Below are 19449 nucleotides of genomic sequence, written 5' to 3'. Positions count from 1 at the left end.
CGTCAGACCCCGCTCCGGCAGGGGGTGAACGGTCCTCACTTGGCGTCCGCGGCGAGCGTCACCGAGGCGTTCTGCCGGGTGGTGCCGCGCCGGTACTCCACCGTCACCACCGCCCCCGGGGCGAACTTGCGGACCAGGGCGATCAGGTCGGTGGGTTCGTTCATCGGCCGCCCGTTGAGCCTGAGCACCACGTCCCCCGCCTGGAGGCCCGCCCCAGCCGCCGGACCCGTCGGCTCCACAGCCGCCAGCCGGACGCCGGTCCCGGCCCGGGTGGCGGTCCCGGTGCCGGCGACCTGGGCCCCGATCACGGTACGCCGGGCCTTGCCGGTGCCGATGATGTCCTGGGTGATCCGTTTCGCCTGGTTGATCGGGATGGCGAAGGCGAGCCCGATGTTCCCCGCCTCCTGTCCCTCGGCGACCAGCGACTTGATGGTCGAGTTCACCCCGATCACCCGGCCCGCCGCGTCGACCAGCGGACCGCCGGAGTTGCCGTGGTTGACCGCCGCGTCGGTCTGGATCGCGGCGTAGTACCGGACCGGCCCACCCGGCTCCCCCGCCTGCATGGTGCGGTCCACCGCGCTGATGATGCCGGCGGTGACCGTGTTCGCCAGGGACAGCGGTGAGCCGATGGCCAGCACCGGATCGCCCACCGCGAGCGACTCGGAGTCGCCGAACTCGATCGGCCGCAGCCCCTTGCGGTTCACCTTGACCACCGCGATGTCCGACTCCGGGTCCTGGCCGACCACCGTCGCCGGGGAGCTGTTGCCGTCGTTGAAGGTCACCGACACCCGCCCGGTGCCGTCGGCGACCACGTGGTCGTTGGTGACCACGTAACCGTCGGTGCTGACGATGAACCCGGACCCCTCGCTGGTGCCGGCCGGCCCGGCCACCCGGATGGTCACCACGCTGGGCAGGACCCGGCCGGCGACCCCGGCCAGCGAGTCCGGGCGACGCTGGGCCAGCGCCGGCCCCTCGGCGGGACCGGCCCCCAGGGTGACCCCGCCGCCGACCCCGCCACGGACCGCGAAGGCGTACCCGAGGGCACCGCCCAGGGTGCCGGCGAGCAGCGCGACGACGAGCGGGACCAGGAGCAGTTGCCGCAGCTTCGGCCGCCCCGGCGCATCGGGGTCGACGACCGGCTCGGGTGCCGCCCCGGCCGCCGGCCCGCCCGGCAGGATCACCGCCGCCGGGGCGTACGGGTCGCGCCAGGGGTCGGCGAGGGCGTCGGACCACCAGGGCGACGTCGGCCCGCCGTGGCCGCCGTACGAGGTCGTCGACCCCGTCGGTGGCGGACCGGCCGGCGGCGACGCCGATCCCGGAGTCCCGCCGGACGCTCGCCACTCCCAGCCGTCGGTCACGTCGGTGCCTCCCAGTCCGTCCCCCGGTGCCCCGGGCCACGACCGGGGGTGACGGTCACGCGCGGGGGGCACCCCATCCAGGATTGCACGGATGCGCCGGGCGGGGTCAGCTCTTGTCCTCCCGGAGCCGACCGCCGCCCTATCATGATCAGCCACGACCCGGCTCCGGCCGGCCGGGAACGGCCCCGGGTGGACGCGCGGCTGCGTCGAGGAACGCTCGCCTCTAGGCTCATACCCGCTACCCGTCGTCGCACCACCCCACCCGCCCGGAGGTGTCCCATCGCCACGGCCGCCAGTTCCGGCAACCCGACGGCGCAGGCGTTGCAGTTCGCCGAGTCGTACGTCGGCGAGGACATCGTGCTCCGGACGGCCCGCAGCCTCGCCCGGGAGGTCGGTCTCGACGCGGTCACCCCGGGCGCCGGGGCGGCGCTGCGGCTGCTCGCCGCGGCCGGCAACGCCCGTGCGGTGGTGGAGATCGGCACCGGCACCGGGGTCAGCGGGGTGTGGTTGCTGCGCGGGATGCGCGCCGACGGGGTGCTCACCACGATCGACGTGGAGGTCGAGCACCAGCGGATCGCCCGGCGGATCTTCACCGAGGCCGGTTTCCCGTCCGGCCGGACCAGGATCATCACCGGCCGGGCGCTGGACGTGCTGCCCCGGCTCGCCGACGGCGCGTACGACCTGATCTTCGTGGACGGCGAGGCGACCGGCTCGGCCGCGTACGTCGACGCCGCCCTGCGCCTGCTGCGGCCCGGCGGGGTGCTCGCCCTCAACGGCGGCTTCGCCGGCGGCCGGATCGGTGACCCGGCCGCCCGGGACGCCGAGACGGTGACCATGCGGGAGACGGTCAAGGCGATCCGGGAGGCCGAGCAGTGGATCCCGGCCCTGCTCCCGGTCGGCCACGGCCTGCTGGCCGCCGTGAAGTGCTGACCGGGGCTCAGCCCAGGGTCGCCAGCCAGCGCAGCAGGCCCCGCACGCCCCAGCCGGTCGCGCCCCGGGTCAGCTCCGCGTCGTCGCCGTCGGCCCAGGACGGCGCGGACATGTCGATGTGCAGCCACCGGTCCCGCAGCTCCCCGGTGAACTCGCGCAGGTAGAGCGCCGCGATCACCGAGCCGGCGCCCCGGGCCGGCGAGCTGTGCCGGTCGGCCAGGTCACTGCCGAGGTACTCGAGGTAGTCGGCGGGCAACGGCATCCGCCAGGCCGCCTCGCCCGCCTCGTCCACGGCGGCCAGCACGGCGGCGGCCAGCTCGTCGTTGTCGCTGTAGAGCGCGCCGGTCCGCTTGCCCAGCGCCACCGCGTTCGCGCCGGTCAGGGTGGCCAGGTCGACCAGCAGGTCGGGGCGGAGTTCCCGGGCCGCGTAGCCGAGCGCGTCGGCGAGCACCAGCCGGCCCTCGGCGTCGGAGTTGGTGCTCTCGCTGGTCGTGCCGTCGTAGTGCCGGATGACGTCCCCGGGGCGGAAGGCCGCACCGCTGACCATGTTCTCGGCCAGCGGGGTCAGCGCGGTCACCCGGACGGGCAGCCGCAGCGCCGCCGCACCGAGGGTGGCCGCGACGACCGCCGCCGCACCGGCCATGTCCTTGCGCATCAGCTTCATCGCCGACACCGGCTTGATCGAGATGCCCCCGGTGTCGAAGGTGATCCCCTTGCCCACCAGGACGACGTGCAGCCGGGCGTCGGCGGGCCGCCAGCCCAGCTCGACCAGGCGGGGGGCGCTGGCCGAGCCGCCGCCGACGGCGAGGATGCCGCCGAAGCCCTCGGCGGCCAGCTCCTGCGGCCCGCGTACCCGCAGGTGCAGGTCGGGGTCCTCGGCGGCGGCGGAGGCGACCTGACCGGCGAACCACTGCGGGGTCTTCACCGAGGAGGGGGTGTTGGTCAGGTCCCGGGCGAACCGGGTCATCCGGGCGGTGGTCCGGGCCGTCTCGACCGCCCCGGTGAGGGCCTGTGGCGCGGCGGCCAGCAGGGTCACCCCGGTCAGCGCGGGCGGCTCCCCCTCGCCCAGCCGGTACCGGTACGAGGCGAGCAGCAGGCCCTCGACGAACGCCCGCACCACCCCGTCCGTCACGTCGGCCGGCAGGCTGAACGTGACATGTGTCTCAGCTACGGCGGCCCGGGCGAGCGCGGCACCGGCCGCCCGCCAGGAGCGTTCCCCACCGTCGCCCACCCCCAGCAGGATCAGCCGGCCCGGGGTACGGCCCGGACGCAGCTGGCTCAGGGTCTCACCGGGCCGGCCGGTCAGCCGGGCCACCGGCAGCAGCGCCTCGACCTCGGCCCGTACCTCGTCGGTGGGCGGCGGGGTGGTGGCGACCAGCGTCGGCGCGGGGTGGTCCGGGTCGGTGGCGGCGCGGACGGGCAGGACGAGGACGTCCGAGCGGTCGACGGCGACGGCGAGACTGATGGCGAGCACGCTGGACCGTACCTCCGGGAAGTTCGTGGTGCGGGACCTCGACGACCCGCGGGGGACAGACGAAGTCCCTGAGTCACCGGCGTCGCCGGTGACTCAGGGACACGGGACCGTCCGCGCGGCACCGCGCGGAGTGCCGGCGATCAGCCGGCGGCCGCCTTCAGCGCGTCACCGAGCGCGTTGGCCTCGTCGGGAGTCATCTCGACGACGAGCCGGCCACCGCCCTCCAGCGGGACCCGCATGACGATGCCCCGACCCTCCTTGGTGACTTCCAGCGGACCGTCGCCCGTCCGCGGCTTCATCGCCGCCATGTTGTCTCCCCTCAGACCTATACATCAGGGTAGGTGTACTGCCCCACAGCCACTTCGTGCCGACCACCCGCAAGGTACGCGGGGGCGTCGACCACGATTTTCCCTGATGAACACCGCCGGACCCAAACCGGAGCAGCATTGATGTAACAGCACCTAGCTTATCTTGAGAAGGCCTGTCACAATGTGCGGTCATGCAGGCACGGTCGGCACTCTTCGACCTCTACGGTGACCATCTCCGCACGAGAGGTGGGCGCGCACCGGTCGCCGCCCTGGTGAAGTTGCTGGCTCCGCTCGGGGTGGCCCCGCCGGCCGTCCGGACCGCCGTGTCCCGGATGGTCCGCCAGGGCTGGCTCGAACCGCTGCGACTCGCCTCCGGCCCCGGCTACTCGATCACGCCGAAGGCGGTCCGCCGGCTCGACGAGGCCGCCGCCCGGATCTACCGCACCGGTCGGGTCAGCTGGGACGGGCGCTTCGACCTGCTCGTCCTGGCGACGCCGACGGCCCGCCGGGACCGGCAGCGGCTCGCCGCCAACCTCAGCTTCCTCGGCTACGGCACCCTCGACGAACACACCTGGGTGGCGACCCGCGCCAGCGAGGACGTCGACGTGCTGCTGGAGGAGGCTGGGGTGCGCTACGAGCGGTTCACCGCGGCGCACGCCGCCGGCACCCCCGGCGCGATGGGCGTGGTCCGCCGGGCCTGGGACCTGGGTGAGATCGGGCACGCCTACGAGCGGTTCGTCGCCGAACAGCGCACCCAGCTGGCCGGGGTGACCGTGCGCAGCGGCGACGAGGAGGCGTACGCGGCCCGGTTCCGGCTGGTGCACGCGTGGCGTACCTTCCTCTTCCAGGACCCGCAACTCCCCCCGGCACTGCTCCCCGAACGCTGGCCCGGCACCGCCGCCGCCAGCTTCTTCGACCGGCACGCCGCCCGGCTCCGGCCGGCCGCCGACCGGTACGTCGAGCAGTGTCTCGACGCCGGCAACCGGGTTCCCCGACAGAAGGGCCGTTAGAGACGTGACCGAGCCGCTGCTCGTCGACCGCACCGATGGCGTGGTCACCCTGACCATGAACCGCCCCACCGCGATGAACTCGCTCGACGTGGCACTCAAGGAGGCCCTGCGGGACGCCCTGGCCGCGCTGGAGACCGACCGGTCCTGCCGGGCCGTGGTGCTGGCCGGCGCGGGTGGCTCGTTCAGCGCCGGCCAGGACCTGCGCGAACACGTGCAGGTCCTGGAGTCGCCGGGCCGGGATCCGCTGGACACCGTCCGGGCGCACTACAACCCGATCGCCGCCCGGCTGGCCAACCTGCCCAGGCCGGTGGTCGCCGCGGTCCGGGGCATGGCCGCCGGAGCGGGCGCCTCGCTGGCCTTCCTGGCCGACTTCCGCATCGGCGGGCCGAAGACGAAGTTCCTGATGGCGTTCGCCGGGGTGGGTCTCGCCGCCGACACCGGGGCGTCCTGGACGCTGCCCCGGCTGGTCGGCCACGCCAAGGCCGTCGAGCTGCTGATGCTCGCCGAGCCGGTGGACGCCACCGAGGCGTACCGGCTGGGCCTGCTCACCCGGCTGGTCGACGACGACGAGCAGGTGCTGCCCACCGCGCACGAGCTGGCCGCCCGGCTCGCCGCCGGCCCGACCGTCGCGTACGGGGCGATCAAGCGGCAGCTCTCCATCGCCGACGCGGGCACCCTCGCCGACGCCCTCTCCGCCGAGGCGCAGGCGCAGTCGATCTGCGGGGGCACCGCCGACCACCGGGCCGCCACCACCGCCTTCGTCAACAAGCAGAAGCCGGTCTTCCAGGGGAACTGAGCCTCCCCGACGGCCACCCGGCCGTCGGACCGAGGGCGGGCGGTCAGCGGGCGACGTAGCCGCCGTCGACGGGGATCGTGTGGCCGGTGATCCAGGCGGCGTCGTCGGAGCAGAGGAAGAGCACCACCCCGGCCACGTCGTCCGGGGTGGGCATGCCGGGTTTCGGGTTGAACGACTCCATCCGGGTGCGCATCTCCGCCGGGTCGGGCGCGCTGTTGATGAAGTTCTCCACCAGCGGGGTCATCACCACCGTCGGGGCGACCGCGTTGACCCGGATGTTGCGGGTCGCGTACTCCACCGCCGCCGACCGGGTCAGCCCGACGATGCCGGCCTTGGTGAAGGTGTACGGGGAGATGTTCTCCTGCGCCGCCAGGCCGGTGGTCGACGAGGTGTTGACGATCGCGCCCCCGGCACCGCGCAGCATCGCCTCGATGCCGTACCTGAGCACGTGGAACACGCCGTCGCCGTTGATCCGCCGGACCTTCTGCCAGTTCTCCACGTCCATCTCGTGCAGCGGCTGCTGCCGGCCGTCGATGCCGGCGTTGTTGAAGATGACGTCGATCCGGCCGTAGCGTCCCACCGCCTCCGCGACGCTGCGCTGCACCGCGCCCGCGTCGCCGGTGTCGACGGTGACCGCGAGGGCGTCGGGCAGGTCGGCGGCCACCCGCCGGGCACCCTCGGCGTCGATGTCGGCGATCACCAGCCGGGCACCCTCGGCGGCGAAGCGGCGGGCGGTGGCCTCGCCGAGCCCCGAGGCGCCGCCGGTGACGTACGCGACCTTGTCCTGGAACCGCATCGGCCCTCCCTCACCCCGCCGGCCGGCCGCCGGCACCGGTGCGCCATACCCGGTGGGCGGGCGGCTAGTCGTCCTCCTCCGGGTCCTGGTTGGCCTCGGCGCCCAGCACGAACGCCTGCATGGCCAGCTCGTCGCCGCTGGGCGAGACGAACGCGGGCAGCTCGGCCGGACCCAGCTCCCGCACGTACGACCAGAAGAGCCGGACCGCCTCGGCCCGCGACTCGGCCTCGATCGGCAGGTCGAGGCTGACCAGCCAGGTACGCAGCGGCGGCGGCGGGCCGAGCCGGTCGACCAGCTCGCGGTAGGTGCCGGGGTCGAGCGCGGTGACCGAACCGGCGACCGCGACCCGGTCCACCGGCACCGGAGCGTCGAACGACCGCCGGGTGTACGTCACCAGCACCGTCGGGCCGTCGTGCCGGGCGACCCGGCCGAGCGCCACCAGCCGGGGCGGCTCGTCGGCCAGCACCGCGACCGGGTCACCCGGGCGGGGGGCGGGCGCACCGGCCGGGGCGGGCAGCTCCAGGGTGTCGTGGTGGACCAGACGTTCGGCGTCGTACCGCCCGGCCGGAAGCAGCACCGCCCAGGCGTCGTCGCCCCGCCCGCCGTCGACGTCGATCGGGTCGGTGCTGCGGTGGTCGGTCACGGTCATGCCCCCATCCCATCACGGGCCACGGGGGCGCCGGCGTGGCAGCCCGCGAGATGGTCGTCGACCATGCCGGTGGCCTGCATCAGCGCGTACGCCGTGGTGGGGCCGACGAAGCGGAAGCCCTGCTTCTTGAGCGCCTTGGCCAGGGCGACCGATTCGGGGGTCGACGCCGGCACCTCGGCGAACGACCCGGGCCGGGCCGCCCGGGGCGGCGGCGCGTACGACCAGAGCAGCGCGGAGAGGCCGTCGGGCAGGGCCAGCGCGGCGCGGGCGTTGGCGATGGCCGCCTCGATCTTGGCCCGGTTGCGGACGATTCCCGCGTCGGCGAGCAGCCGGGTCACGTCCGTGTCGTCGAAGGCGGCGACCCGCTCGATCCGGAAGCCGGCGAAGGCGAGCCGGAACGCCTCGCGTTTGCGCAGGATGGTCAGCCAGGACAGCCCGGACTGGAACGCCTCCAGGGTGAGCCGTTCGTAGAGGGCGTCGTCGCCGCGCAGCGGGCGGCCCCACTCGGTGTCGTGGTAGATCGCGTAGTCCGGGGTGCTCGCCCCCCAGGCGCAGCGGGGCAGGCCGTCGGGGCCGGTCACCAGGTCAGTCACCCGGTACACGCTAGGCCAGGGGACTGACACCCCGCGCCGGGCACCGGTCGAGAGGTGCGCACCGCAGCGGCGCGGCCGGTCGGGTCGACGCCGGCGGCCAGGCGGGCGGCGGCCAGGCGGGCGGCGGCCAGGCGGGCGGGGCAGTGGTGGAGGTCGGGCGCGTCGGCGGCCGGTCGGGTCAGTGGTGGGGGGTCGGGCGGGGCAGCCGGCCGGACTCGACCAGCCGGGCGAAGCGCCTGAGGGCCAGCGTCAGGCTGGCCTTGGAACCCGGCCAGAGCAGCGGCCAGGCGACCCGCCCGGCCGACCCGCCGGGAAGGTGGAACCACTCGTGCCAGACCACCTGGGTGCGGTCGTCCGCCAACGGGGTGCAGCGCAGCACGCCGGGGCCGCGCAGCAGCTTGCCGAAGTGGACCACCCCCACCTCGTACGGCGCGTCGACCCGGACCACCCGCATCTCGTCGCGCAGCACCGCCGGACCGAGCGCGGTGACCGCCTCGATGACGCTGCCCTCCCCGCCGTCGCCCTCGACCACCCGGACCCGGGTCAGCGGAATCCAGTCGGACTGCCCCTCCCAGTCGGTCAGCGCGGCGAAGACCCGCGCGGCGGGGGCATCGACGATCACGGTGGCGGTGAACTCACCGGCGCCGGGCTGGGCGGCCTCGTCGGCCAGCCCTCCGCCGGCCGGGTCGGTACCGGTCACACCGGCTCCGACCGGACGGCCGTACCGCCGGGGCGGTCCTCGGCGGCGTCGGCCGCCGCCCGCTCCGCGTCGGCCCGGCCGGCGGCGGGGTGGTCGTCGCCCGGCGCGGTGGCCGGGGCGGGCAGTTCCGCGGTCGACCCGGTCGCCGCCGCGCGGACGGTCCGGGCCACCGGGTCCGGCGTACCGGCGGGCTCCACCGGACCGACCTCGACGGTCGGGGCCTCCGGCGCGGCGGCGTCGGCGGCGGGCGTGGCCGGGGCGTCGTCGGCCGGAGCGCCGGTGGACTCCTCCCGGGTACGACGCAGCGCGTCGGCCTCGGCGGTACGCCCGTCGCGGAGCGCGGCGATCTCGGCCTCCAGCACCCCGATCAGCTCGGTCTTGTAGCCGATGTCGTAGGCGGCCCGTCGGAAGGCCTGGTCGACCTGCGCCATCCGGTAGCCGCGCAGGGCGGTATCGAAGCGGAGCGCGGAGACGTCCGACTCACGCAACGGCCGGCCACCGGGCAACGGGACGGCCCGGCCGTCGGGCTCGACGGGCGTCAGCCCGTCCCGGCCCGAGATCAGCACCGTCACGCCGAACACGACCGCCGCCACGGTCAACGCGACGACCACAATGAGCAGAGTCTGACCCATGAGGAGATCGTGGCACGGGGAGACCCTCCGGAGCGACCCCAACCACCATCATCGTCGCCGATCTTTGCGCCGTACCCGTCCGGGGCCGGGGCGGGGCCACCGAACCGCACCGGCCCCGGGGCGGGGCCGCCGAACCGCACCGGCCCCGGGGCGGGGGCGGCGACCGGATAGCGTCGGCACCGGTCGGGTCGTCCGGCCGGTGACCTGCGGGAGGCGGAATTGGGCGGGGCGCTGCGGCTCGGGGGGCGGACGTTCGCCCCGGGCGAGCCGGTGGTAATGGCGATCGTCAACCGGACGCCGGACTCGTTCTTCGACCGGGGTGCCACCTTCGCGCAGGACAGCGCGTTGCGGGCGGTGGAGCGGGCGGTCGCCGAGGGCGCGGAGATCATCGACATCGGCGGGGTGAAGGCCGGGCCGGGCGACGAGGTCGACGTGGCCGAGGAGATCCGCCGGACGGTGGACACCATCGCCGCCGTCCGGGCCGCCTTCCCCGAGGTGGTCATCTCGATCGACACCTGGCGGGCCGAGGTGGCGGTCGAGGCGGTGGCGGCCGGTGCGGACCTGCTCAACGACACCTGGTCGGGGGCCGATCCGGCGCTCGCCCGGGTGGCCGCCGAGACCGGCGCGGGGCTGGTCTGCTCGCACGCCGGCGGGCTCGCCCCCCGGACCCGGCCGCACCGGGCGGCCTTCACCGACGTGGTCGCCGACGTGGTCGCCACGGTCACCGGGCTCGCCGAGCGCGCGGTGGCCCTGGGGGTACGACCCGACGGCATCCTGATCGACCCCGCGCACGACTTCGGCAAGAACACCCGGCACTCGTTGGAGATCACCCGCCGGTTGGACGAGTTGTCCGGCACCGGCTGGCCGCTGCTGGTGGCGTTGTCGAACAAGGACTTCGTCGGCGAGACGCTGGACCTGCCGGTGCCGGAACGGCTGGAGGGCACCCTGGCGGCGACGGCGGTGTCGGCCTGGCTCGGTGCCCGGGTGTTCCGCGCCCACCAGGTGCTCCCGACCCGCCGGGTGCTCGACATGGTGGCCTCGATCCGGGGCGACCGGCCCCCGGCCGCCACCCGCCGCGGCCTGGCCTGAGCAACCGCACGGGTGCGGCGGTCAGGTCCAGTGCAGGACGCGCTTGCGCCAGGCGTAGAGGATGCCGAGCGCGACCACCGCCACGAAGACACCCATCTCGGCGACCGTCACCGCGCCGAACCCGGGCCGGTCGAAGACCAGCGCCCAGGGAAAGAGGAAGACCGCCTCGACGGCGAACAGGACGTACAGGTACGCGTACACGTAGTAACGGATCTGCATCTGCGCCCAGTCGCCGCCGACCGGGTCGAGGCCGCATTCGTAACCGGTCCGCTTGCCGGCCGGATCGGCGGGCCGACGGGGACGTAACACCCGGTTGGCGGAGAACGCCGTAACGAAGAAGAGGGCGGCGGCGAGCAGCAACAGCCCGAGCGTCGCGTACGAGCCCAGGTAACCGGTCACGGTGGGCCAGCCTACCGGGCGTCGGGCCGGTCCGGACGCCGTGCCGGGGCGCGCGGACACGTCACCGTTTCTTTTCCGCAGGTACTGGTGCCACAGGGCAACTGTTACCGAATAATGAACGGCACCCCGAGTCACGGAGGTCAGATGCCCGGCAGGGACGCGCGTGCCGTACGGCGGTTCCCCGCCCGGCGTACCCCGGCTCTGGTCCTCGGGGCGGTGCTGACGGTCGGCCTGGCGGTCACGCTCGGGATGTCACCGGGCCCGGCCACGGCCGCGACCGGCGCGGACCGCACGGTCGCCGGCCGGCCCACCCCCGGCGGCGAACCCCCGGAGGGGACCGCGCCCCCGGGCGAGCCGACGACGGCCGCGCCGACCCCGACCGCCGTGCCGCCGACGCTGCCGCCCGGCCCGGAACCGACCGGCACCGCGCCGGAGCCGACCGGCCCGGCGCCGGGGACCACCGCACCGGCCCCCACGGTCACCGCCACACCGGCTACGAAGCCGCCGCCCAGCAGGTCCGCGCCGCCCCGCGCGCCGAACCCCCACCAGCCGGGGGCCGGCCGGGTCGGGGTCCGGGTCACCACCGGGGACGTCATCCTCGACAGCCGGTACTGGGACGCCCCGAGCACGGTCACCACCCTGCGGGTCACCGTCACCAACACCGGTGCCGTGCCGGAGCGGGTGCGGCTGGCGTACACGCTGCCGGTCGGGCTCACCGACGCCGGCACGCCGGGTTGCGCGGCGACCGGCGGGACCGGTTGGCACTGCGGCGAGTGGAGCACCGCGCCGGGCGACCGGTTCGACAGCCTGATCCGGGTACGGGTCAGCGGCACCGCCTGGCGACAGCTCCCGCTGAGCGGCACGGTACGGGTCACCGCGACCGGGCCGGGCGACGGCGACACCGCACGGGACGACGAGGGCTTCGCGGTCCTCCTCCCGCCCGGCCCGCCGGTGCCCGGCATCGCGCTGGACGCCGACGAGGTGGTCTTCGACATCGGCGGCGGACCCACCGCGCTGGCGGCCCGCCTGGGCAACACCGGCACGGTGGCCGCCGGCGGGCGGGTCGAGGTGGCGCTGCCGGCGGGCGTCAGCGTGCTCAGCGGACCGCCCGGCTGCGCGCCGGTGTCGCCCACCCGGACCCGGTGCGACCTGGGCGTACTGGCGGCGGGGCGGACGGCGACGCTCCGGTTCACCGTCGCCGCCACCCCGGACGCCCAGCGCGCGGCCCCGCTGGCCGGTGCGTTGACCGGGCGGCTGGAACCGGCGGGCGGACCGGCCCGTCAGCTCCAGATGAGCTTCCGGATCACCGCCGCCGCCGCGCTGGCCGCCCCGGTGGCGGGCGTCCCCGCGCCGACCGGCTCGCAGGGGCTGATCGCGGCGCAGGGCGTGGCCGCCGACCTCGGCGGGACGTCCCCCGCCCGGCGTACCGCGCTGGCGCTGATCGTGACCTCCGTCCTGCTGGTGGCGCTGGCCCTCGTGCTGGCCACCGGCTCGCTGCGGCGGCGGGTGGCCGAACGGGCGGCGGACGAGGGGGCCGGCGGCTACCGGGACGGGCGGTGATCTCAGTTACGGCCGGCATCCCAAAACGCCGTATAATCCCACAAATGCCACCGGCCAGCTTCCCAGGTGTCGGACCTCCACCAAGGTTGCCCTAACACCGGGACGTAGGCTCGGAGCGAGAGACGACAGCGGGCCGGGACAGCCCACGGGCGGACCGGGCGCAGCGGCGCACCAGGGAGGTCGCGTGGCCGAGCAAACCGGGGTCACCATCATGTGCAGCCACGCGCGCGGCGGGGCCGAGCGAAGCGAGGTGCAGACGTGACCAAGCAGATCCGTCAGTTGGACCGGGTGGTGATCCGTTTTGCGGGTGACTCGGGTGATGGGATGCAGTTGACGGGGGACAGGTTCACCTCGGAGACGGCGCAGTTGGGTAATGATATTTCGACGTTGCCGAATTTCCCGGCGGAGATCCGGGCGCCGGCGGGGACGTTGCCGGGGGTGTCGAGTTTCCAGGTTCATTTCGCGGATTACGATATTTTGACCCCGGGTGACGCGCCGAACGTGTTGGTCGCGATGAACCCGGCGGCGTTGAAGGCGAACCTGGCTGATCTGCGTCGGGGTGCGGACATCATCGTGAACACCGATGAGTTCACGAAGCGGAACCTGGTCAAGGTCGGGTACACGGTCAGCCCGCTGGAGGATGACTCGCTGGCCGGGTTCGTGGTGCATCCGGTGGCGTTGACGTCGATGACGGTGGGTGCCCTGGCGGCGTTGAACGTGGCGAAGAAGGACGCCGAGCGGGCGAAGAACATGTTCGCGTTGGGGTTGTTGTCGTGGATGTACTCCCGCCCGTACGACTCGACGTTACGGTTCCTGGAGAAGAAGTTCGCCCGGCGTCCGGACCTCGTCGCGGCGAACGTCGCGGCGTTTCGGGCGGGCTGGAACTACGGGGAGACCACCGACTCGTTCGCGGTGCGCTACGAGGTGAAACCCGCGCCGATGCCACCGGGCACCTACCGCAACATCACCGGTAACGCCGCCCTGTCGTTGGGTCTGGTCGCCGCCGGCGTGCGGTCGGGCCTGCCGGTGTTCCTCGGCGCGTACCCGATCACCCCGGCGTCGGACATCCTGCACGAGTTGTCGAAACACAAGAGCCTCGGTGTGGTCACCATGCAGGCCGAAGACGAGATCGCCGCGGCCGGCGCCGCCCTGGGCGCCTCCTACGGCGGCGCGCTCGGGGTCACCACGACCAGCGGCCCGGGTGTGGCGTTGAAATCCGAGACGATCTCCCTGGCCGTCGCTCTGGAGTTGCCCCTGGTCATCGTGGACGTGCAACGCGCCGGCCCGTCGACAGGGCTGCCCACGAAAACCGAACAGGCGGACCTGAACATCGCCCTGCACGGCCGTCACGGGGAGGCCCCGCTCGCGGTCATCGCCGCGAAGTCCCCGTCGGACTGTTTCCACGCCGCCCTCGAAGCCGCCCGTATCGCGGTGACCTACCGCACCCCGGTGATCCTGCTGTCGGACAACTACGTCGCCAACGGCTCCGAACCGTGGCTGCTCCCCGACGTCGCCGACCTGCCCGACCTCCGGGTCGACTTCGCCGCCGCCCCCAACCACGACGACGGCGTCACGTTCCTGCCCTACCTGCGTGACCCCGACACCCTGGCCCGCCCCTGGGCCGTGCCCGGCACCCCCGGCCTGCAACACCGCATCGGCGGCCTGGAGAAAGCCGACAAGACCGGCGACATCTCCTACGACCCCGCCAACCACGACTTCATGGTCCGCACCCGCGCCGCCCGCATCGACGCCATCGACGTCCCCGACATCACCGTCGACGACCCCGACGGCACCGCCCGCGTCCTCGTCCTCGGCTGGGGCTCCACCTACGGCCCCATCGGCGCCGCCTGCCGCGGACTACGCCACCGCGGCCTGCCCATCGCCCAAGCCCACCTGCGCCACCTCAACCCCCTACCCGCCAACCTCGGTGACGTCCTACACGCCTACGACCGGGTCGTCATCCCGGAGATGAACCTCGGCCAACTCGCCCAGGTCATCCGCGCCCGCTACCTGATCGACGCGATCGCCTACAACCAGGTCCGCGGCCTACCCTTCACCGCCGCCGAACTGGAGACGATCCTGGAAGAGGTCTGCAAAAATGCCTGAACCCACCCCGATCAAACTCACCGGCAAAGACTTCAAATCCGACCAGGAAGTCCGCTGGTGCCCCGGCTGCGGCGACTACGCCATCCTCGCCGCCATCCAACAATTCATGCCCGAACTCAACATCCCCCGCGAAAACACCGTCTTCATCTCCGGCATCGGCTGCTCATCCCGCTTCCCCTACTACATGAACACCTACGGGATGCACTCCATCCACGGCCGCGCCCCCGCCATCGCCACCGGCCTCGCCGTCACCCGCCCCGACCTGTCCATCTGGGTCGTCACCGGCGACGGCGACGCCCTGTCCATCGGCGGCAACCACCTCATCCACGCCCTCCGCCGCAACATCAACCTCAAAATCCTGCTCTTCAACAACCGCATCTACGGCCTCACCAAAGGCCAATACTCCCCCACCAGCGAAACCGGCAAAATCACCAAATCCACCCCCACCGGCAGCGCCGACGCCCCCTTCAACCCCCTCTCCCTCGCCCTCGGCGCCGAAGCCACCTTCGTCGCCCGCACCATCGACTCCGACCGCAAACACCTCCAAACCGTCCTCCGCGCCGCCGCCCAACACCACGGCTCCGCCTTCGTCGAGATCTACCAAAACTGCAACATCTTCAACGACGGCGCCTTCGACCCCCTCAAAAACCCCGACACCCGCGACCACCACCTCATCCCCCTCGAACACGGCCAACCCATCACCTTCGGCCCCAACCACCAACACTGCGTCACCCACCCACCCCACACCTTCAGCCTCGAAATCCACGACACCGCCACCACCCCACCCCACAACATCGTCACCCACGACACCACCATCACCGACCCCTCCTACGCCTTCGCCCTCTCCCGACTCCCCACCCCCAACCACCACAACACCCCCATCGGCATCTTCCGCCACATCACCCGCCCCACCTACGACAACCTCGTCCAACAACAAACCACCACCGCCAAAAACACCACCACCCACACCCCCGAACAACAACTCACCAACCTCCTCCACACCGGCGACACCTGGACCATCAGCTAGTCGCCCGTCGACACGTCGAAGTGGCCGTTCCCCCACCCAGGGGGCCGGCCACTCGCCGCTGCGGCGGCTACCCGGTGTCAGGAGTCAGGAGGGGGTGGTGTTGGCGGTGGGCCGGTCGTCGCGGACGTGCACGAGCATGTCGCCGGTCTCGATCACCGCACCGGCCCGGTCCGCCAGGGTGACCACCTTGCCGCGGCGTACCAGGGCGATGACCAGGGACTCCAGCTCGCGGGGGGACTTGCCGACCTCGTGCCGCTCGGCGGAACGCATCGCCAGCGCCATGCCCTGCCCGGGGGTGAGCAGGTCCTCCACCACGTCGATCAGCGGCGGAGCCGAGGTGGACAGGCCGAGCAGCCGGCCGGCGGTCGCCGAGGACACGATCACGTGGTGCGCGCCGCTCTGCCGCAGCAGCGGGGCGTTCTCGGCCTCCCGGACCGCTGCGATGATCCGTACCTGACCGGCGGTGAGCTGCCGGGTGGTCAGCGCCACCAGCACCGAGGCGTCATCGCTGTCGGTGGCGATGATGACGGCCTTGGCGTTGCGGACGTGCGCCTCCTCCAGCACCGAGGAGCGGGTCGCGGAACCCTCGATGGCGACCAGTCCGGCCGAGGTGGCCTGCCGCAGCGCGGTGCCGCTGCGCTCCACCACCACGATCCTGGACTTGTCCAGCCCGTTCTCCAGCAGGGCGGAGACCGCGCTGCGGCCCTTGGTGCCGTAGCCGCAGATGATGACGTGGTCCTTCACGGTTCTCCTCCACCGCCCCAGCCGACGGCCGGTCCGGTACTGCTCGGTCAGGACTTCCAGGGTGGTGCCGACCAGGATGATCAGGAAGATCACCCGGGCCGGGGTGATGAACAGGACGTTCACCAGCCGGGCCGACTGCTCGAACGGGGTGATGTCGCCGTACCCGGTGGTGGAGAGGGTGACCACCGCGTAGTAGAAGCAGTCGAGCAGGGTCAGCCCGTTCTCGTCCACGTCGCGGTAGCCGTCGCGGTCCAGATAGACCACCGCGACGGTGAGCAGGACCAGACCGAGGGCGGCGGCCAGGCGGAGACTCAACGCGCTGAGCGGACCCCGCCGCTGCGCCGGGAAATGGATCACCGTCGGTCCTGCTCCCCCCGGGTCGCCTGCACGAGCACAACATAGCGGTTACCAGGCAGGTCGACCCGCCGGGTCGTCGACCGCACCACCGGTGAGCGTCCCGTCACCCGGGCACCGCGCACGAAGTGACGGTGTGGCCCCGCCGGGTCGGCTACCGGGGCCGCCGACAGGGCATGATGGGGAGGGTTCCGGACACCGGCCACGAGGAGGCCCGCATGTCGCTGCTGCGTCGGGTGATCGGCGGGGTGCTGCGTCGGGTACGGCTGCGTCAGCGCCGCACGCTGCGCGAGGTGGCCGCCGCCGCCGGGGTGTCCCTGCCCTACCTCTCCGAGGTCGAGCGCGGGCGCAAGGAGGCCTCCTCCGAGGTGCTGGCGGCGATCTGCCGGGCGCTCGGCATCAACCTGTCCGACCTGCTCGAAGAGGCCCGCGACGAGTTGCGCCGGGTCGAGCGCCGGGTTCCCGTGCCCCCGGGCGGGGGCCTCGCCCGGCTGGACCGGGTACCGGCCGCCCGCCAGGGCCGGACCGGCTCCGCGATGACGACCCTCGCCGGGTCCGGCGTGGTCACCGTCGCCGGGTCCGGCATGGTCACCGTCGCCGGGTCCGGGCTGACCACCGTCGGCGGAGCCGGGACGGTCACCGTCGGCGGAGCCGGGTTGACCACCACCGCCGGGGCCGCGATGGCGACCGTCGGCAGGTCGGGGGCCGGGTTCCGGGTGACGACCGTCGCCGTGCCCGTCCGGGTGGTCGCCGTCGTGTCCGCCGGCCGCCGCTGCGCGCGTACCGCCGGGGTGCCGGCGCGACGACGGGCCGGCGCGGGCCGGCGGCGGACACTCGTCGGCTAGCCCGGCCGGTTCTGCCGAGGGCGGATCTGCCGGGGGCAGAAAGGCTGGGGTGCCGGCCGCCCGACGGCGCAGGCTGGACCCGCCGGTCCCCGGGCGGAGCGAGGTCGCCCACCGGCAACGCGGAGGGTGGTCATCATGATCGGGTACGACGTGCGGATGCTGGACGGCGGTCAGCCGGCCTTCGGCGACCAGGTCTTCGAGCGGCTGCTACGGGAACGGATCATCTTCCTGGGTACCGAGGTCACCGACGCCTCGGCCAACCAGATCTGCGCGCAGATCCTGCTGCTGGCCGCCGAGGACAGCCAGCGGGACATCTACCTCTACATCAACTCGCCGGGTGGCTCGGTCAGCGCCGGCATGGCCGTCTACGACACCATGCGGTACGTCCGCAACGACGTGGCCACCCTGGCCCTGGGGTTCGCCGGATCGATGGGGCAGTTCCTGCTCTGCGCGGGAGCCGCGGGCAAGCGGTTCGCCCTGCCGCACGCGCGGATCATGATGCACCAGCCGTCCGGGGGGATGGGCGGCACCGCCGCCGACATCACCATCCAGGCGGAGAACATGCTGCACGTGAAGCGGACCATGCAGGAGCTGATCGCCGAACACAGCGGGCGCGGCCTCGACGAGATCCAGACCGACTGGGACCGGGACCGGTGGTTCACCGCCGAGCAGGCCCGGGAGTACGGCCTGATCGACCAGGTGCTCACCCGGGTCGACCAGCTTCCCGGCTGACCGCCGGCTGCCGGCGACGGCGGACCTGGCGCGGCTGCCGGCGGCGGCGGACCTGGCGGCTGCCGGCGGCGGTACGCCCACCGGTCAGCGGGAGGTCGGCGCGGTCGTCACCAGGCTGCCGGTGCGCTGGTAGCGCCCGGCTCCGCACCGACCTCGGGCCGGTTCCGCGGGGACGGCCGGTGGTGTCCCCCCGCCGCCGCGCCGGGCAGGTGGTCGGCGAGGGCGGTGAACTGCGCCCGGGTCAGGTACGACGGGTTGGCCGCCTGTGGCTGGCGGAACACCTCCAGCCCGGCCAGCCGGGGATCGGCCCGCAGCAGGTCCCGGGGCAGCCGGTCCGCCTCGGGCAGGACCGTCAGGTCCAGCGGCACCGTCCAGGGTGCCCGGACGTCCGCGCCGGGCGTCGGCTCACCGGTGAGCAGCCCGACCCCCCACACGCCGTACGGCAACCGCCCCCGGCTGCCGCTGGCCCAGAAGACCACGGGCTGCCCGGCGGCCATCAGCCGGGCACGGTAGCCGGGGCGGACGCACCAGCTCGTCACCCGGGGGTCACGGGCGAAGCGCCCGGCGAGGTCGACCAGGTCCGCGTTGCCCTTGATCAGCCAGGCGCCCAGGTCGTCCCGGGTCACCCGTGGCCCGTCGGCGCGCGTGTGCGGCACGTCGGTCCTCCTCGTCGCCTCAGATCAGCCCCTCGCGGACCGCGTAGGCTACCGCGTGCGTACGGTTGCGGAGCTGGAACCGGCTGGTGATGTCGTGCAGCACGTTCTTGACGGTCCGCTCCGAGTAGCTCAGCCGGGTCGCCACCTCCCGGGTGTCCATCCCGTCGGCCACCAGCCGGAGGATCTCGCTCTCCCGGACCGAGAGCCCGTTGACGTCGATGCCGCGCGGGGCGAGCACCGTCTGCTGGAGCCGGGTCACCTGCTTGACCAGCAGCCCGAGCACCTCCGGGGGCATCGCCGCGCCACCGGAGGCGGTGCTGACCACGAGCTGGGCGAGCCGGTGACCGGTGGCCTCGGCGCGGGAGGCGAGGGCGCGTACCCCGAGTTCCACCGCGGGGATCAGCGCCGAGTCCGACTCGACGGCGGCGACCAGCACGAAACGCCGGCAGCCCAACCGACGGACGGCCCTGAGCACGTCGAGCGTCTCGTGGTCGAGGGTGTCGGCGGCGACCACACCGACGGTCTCGGCGGTGATCATCTGGGCGGGGACGACCTCGATCTCGGCCCGGCCGCGCAGCGCCGCGGTGATCCCGGCGGTGGAGATCGGGTCGGGGGTACGGATGTAGGTCCGGGCACGTCCGTTCATGGCGGTTCCTTAGCTTCCGGGCTGATGAGAGCGGCAACTGCCAGG

General features: G+C 73.6%; 21 protein-coding genes. 9 read left to right on the top strand and 12 right to left on the bottom strand.

Features of this window, described 5'->3' with window-relative positions:
- Positions 1 to 35 precede the first annotated feature (35 nt).
- Positions 36 to 1373 (bottom strand): trypsin-like peptidase domain-containing protein, encoded by a 1338-nt coding sequence (locus O7612_RS04625; protein ID WP_282273792.1) that lies wholly within the window; start codon positions 1371 to 1373, stop codon positions 36 to 38.
- 306 nt (positions 1374 to 1679) lie between these two features.
- Between O7612_RS04625 and O7612_RS04620 the strand changes: the two genes are divergently transcribed.
- On the top strand, positions 1680 to 2288 hold the full coding sequence (locus tag O7612_RS04620) for an O-methyltransferase (protein ID WP_282270788.1): 609 nt from the start codon (positions 1680 to 1682) through the stop codon (positions 2286 to 2288).
- A gap of 7 nt (positions 2289 to 2295) precedes the next feature.
- Here O7612_RS04620 and O7612_RS04615 read toward each other — a convergent pair whose 3' ends face one another.
- Both O7612_RS04615 and O7612_RS04610 read right to left on the bottom strand, forming a co-directional pair.
- Entirely contained in the window at positions 2296 to 3762 is a 1467-nt protein-coding gene (locus O7612_RS04615) for a leucyl aminopeptidase family protein (protein WP_282270786.1), read from the bottom strand.
- Between the two features lie 140 nt (positions 3763 to 3902).
- The gene (locus tag O7612_RS04610) at positions 3903 to 4070 is read right to left on the bottom strand and encodes a DUF3117 domain-containing protein (RefSeq protein WP_007455245.1); all 168 of its coding nucleotides are present in this window, start codon (positions 4068 to 4070) and stop codon (positions 3903 to 3905) included.
- A gap of 191 nt (positions 4071 to 4261) precedes the next feature.
- On the opposite strand from O7612_RS04610, the gene O7612_RS04605 reads away from it, so the two are divergent.
- Complete coding sequence (locus O7612_RS04605; protein WP_282270783.1) at positions 4262 to 5080, top strand: PaaX family transcriptional regulator C-terminal domain-containing protein; 819 nt, start codon at positions 4262 to 4264, stop codon at positions 5078 to 5080.
- A 4-nt stretch (positions 5081 to 5084) separates the two neighbouring features.
- Complete coding sequence (locus O7612_RS04600) at positions 5085 to 5876, top strand: enoyl-CoA hydratase-related protein (protein ID WP_282270781.1); 792 nt, start codon at positions 5085 to 5087, stop codon at positions 5874 to 5876.
- Between the two features lie 43 nt (positions 5877 to 5919).
- On the opposite strand, the gene O7612_RS04595 is transcribed toward O7612_RS04600, so the two are convergent.
- From O7612_RS04595 to O7612_RS04575, 5 genes are all read right to left on the bottom strand, one after another.
- Entirely contained in the window at positions 5920 to 6672 is a 753-nt protein-coding gene (locus tag O7612_RS04595; protein WP_282270779.1) for an SDR family oxidoreductase, read from the bottom strand.
- A gap of 64 nt (positions 6673 to 6736) precedes the next feature.
- On the bottom strand, positions 6737 to 7321 hold the full coding sequence (locus O7612_RS04590; protein ID WP_282270777.1) for a hypothetical protein: 585 nt from the start codon (positions 7319 to 7321) through the stop codon (positions 6737 to 6739).
- Positions 7318 to 7914 (bottom strand): DNA-3-methyladenine glycosylase I, encoded by a 597-nt coding sequence (locus O7612_RS04585; RefSeq protein WP_282270775.1) that lies wholly within the window; start codon positions 7912 to 7914, stop codon positions 7318 to 7320. Before O7612_RS04585 ends, O7612_RS04590 begins: the two co-directional genes overlap by 4 nt.
- A 178-nt stretch (positions 7915 to 8092) precedes the next feature.
- The gene (locus O7612_RS04580; RefSeq protein ID WP_282270773.1) at positions 8093 to 8614 is read right to left on the bottom strand and encodes an SRPBCC family protein; all 522 of its coding nucleotides are present in this window, start codon (positions 8612 to 8614) and stop codon (positions 8093 to 8095) included.
- Entirely contained in the window at positions 8611 to 9246 is a 636-nt protein-coding gene (locus tag O7612_RS04575; protein ID WP_282270771.1) for a DivIVA domain-containing protein, read from the bottom strand. The genes O7612_RS04580 and O7612_RS04575 overlap by 4 nt, the downstream gene beginning before the upstream one ends.
- 219 nt (positions 9247 to 9465) lie before the next feature.
- On the opposite strand from O7612_RS04575, the gene folP reads away from it, so the two are divergent.
- Positions 9466 to 10335 (top strand): dihydropteroate synthase, encoded by an 870-nt coding sequence (folP, locus tag O7612_RS04570; protein WP_282270769.1) that lies wholly within the window; start codon positions 9466 to 9468, stop codon positions 10333 to 10335.
- Positions 10336 to 10356: 21 nt separating this feature from the next.
- Here folP and ndhC read toward each other — a convergent pair whose 3' ends face one another.
- A complete protein-coding gene (gene ndhC, locus O7612_RS04565) occupies positions 10357 to 10734 on the bottom strand; it encodes an NADH-quinone oxidoreductase subunit A (RefSeq protein WP_282270765.1) in 378 nt (125 codons plus the stop codon).
- A gap of 144 nt (positions 10735 to 10878) precedes the next feature.
- Here ndhC and O7612_RS04560 point away from each other — a divergent pair, with 144 nt between their 5' ends.
- From O7612_RS04560 to O7612_RS04550, 3 genes are all read left to right on the top strand, one after another.
- Positions 10879 to 12294 (top strand): hypothetical protein, encoded by a 1416-nt coding sequence (locus O7612_RS04560; protein WP_282270763.1) that lies wholly within the window; start codon positions 10879 to 10881, stop codon positions 12292 to 12294.
- 258 nt (positions 12295 to 12552) lie between these two features.
- Positions 12553 to 14400, top strand: coding sequence for a 2-oxoacid:acceptor oxidoreductase subunit alpha (locus O7612_RS04555; protein ID WP_282270761.1), 1848 nt, complete (start codon positions 12553 to 12555; stop codon positions 14398 to 14400).
- Positions 14393 to 15427: a 2-oxoacid:ferredoxin oxidoreductase subunit beta gene (locus O7612_RS04550; RefSeq protein ID WP_282270759.1), complete on the top strand. Its 1035-nt coding sequence runs from the start codon at positions 14393 to 14395 to the stop codon at positions 15425 to 15427. Before O7612_RS04555 ends, O7612_RS04550 begins: the two co-directional genes overlap by 8 nt.
- A gap of 84 nt (positions 15428 to 15511) precedes the next feature.
- Here the strand turns inward: O7612_RS04550 and O7612_RS04545 are convergent, their stop codons facing one another.
- A complete protein-coding gene (locus O7612_RS04545; protein ID WP_282270758.1) occupies positions 15512 to 16528 on the bottom strand; it encodes a potassium channel family protein in 1017 nt (338 codons plus the stop codon).
- A 215-nt stretch (positions 16529 to 16743) separates the two neighbouring features.
- On the opposite strand from O7612_RS04545, the gene O7612_RS04540 reads away from it, so the two are divergent.
- Positions 16744 to 17370 carry a helix-turn-helix transcriptional regulator gene (locus O7612_RS04540; protein ID WP_282270755.1) on the top strand — a complete coding sequence of 209 codons (627 nt, stop codon included), beginning with the start codon at positions 16744 to 16746 and terminating at the stop codon, positions 17368 to 17370.
- Positions 17371 to 17505: 135 nt separating this feature from the next.
- Positions 17506 to 18102, top strand: a complete 597-nt coding sequence (locus O7612_RS04535; RefSeq protein WP_282270754.1) for an ATP-dependent Clp protease proteolytic subunit — start codon at positions 17506 to 17508, stop codon at positions 18100 to 18102.
- Between the two features lie 107 nt (positions 18103 to 18209).
- Here O7612_RS04535 and O7612_RS04530 read toward each other — a convergent pair whose 3' ends face one another.
- Together O7612_RS04530 and O7612_RS04525 are read right to left on the bottom strand one after the other, a co-directional pair.
- Complete coding sequence (locus O7612_RS04530; RefSeq protein ID WP_282270753.1) at positions 18210 to 18758, bottom strand: hypothetical protein; 549 nt, start codon at positions 18756 to 18758, stop codon at positions 18210 to 18212.
- A gap of 19 nt (positions 18759 to 18777) precedes the next feature.
- Positions 18778 to 19404 carry a response regulator transcription factor gene (locus O7612_RS04525; protein WP_282270751.1) on the bottom strand — a complete coding sequence of 209 codons (627 nt, stop codon included), beginning with the start codon at positions 19402 to 19404 and terminating at the stop codon, positions 18778 to 18780.
- Positions 19405 to 19449: the final 45 nt, after the last annotated feature.

Origin of the sequence: Micromonospora sp. WMMD987 (assembly GCF_029581435.1) — a bacterium.
GTDB classification, from domain to species: Bacteria; Actinomycetota; Actinomycetes; order Mycobacteriales; family Micromonosporaceae; genus Micromonospora; species Micromonospora rifamycinica.
Note: the sequence above shows the minus strand (reverse complement) of the source record. Positions and strands in the feature narration are given on the sequence as shown.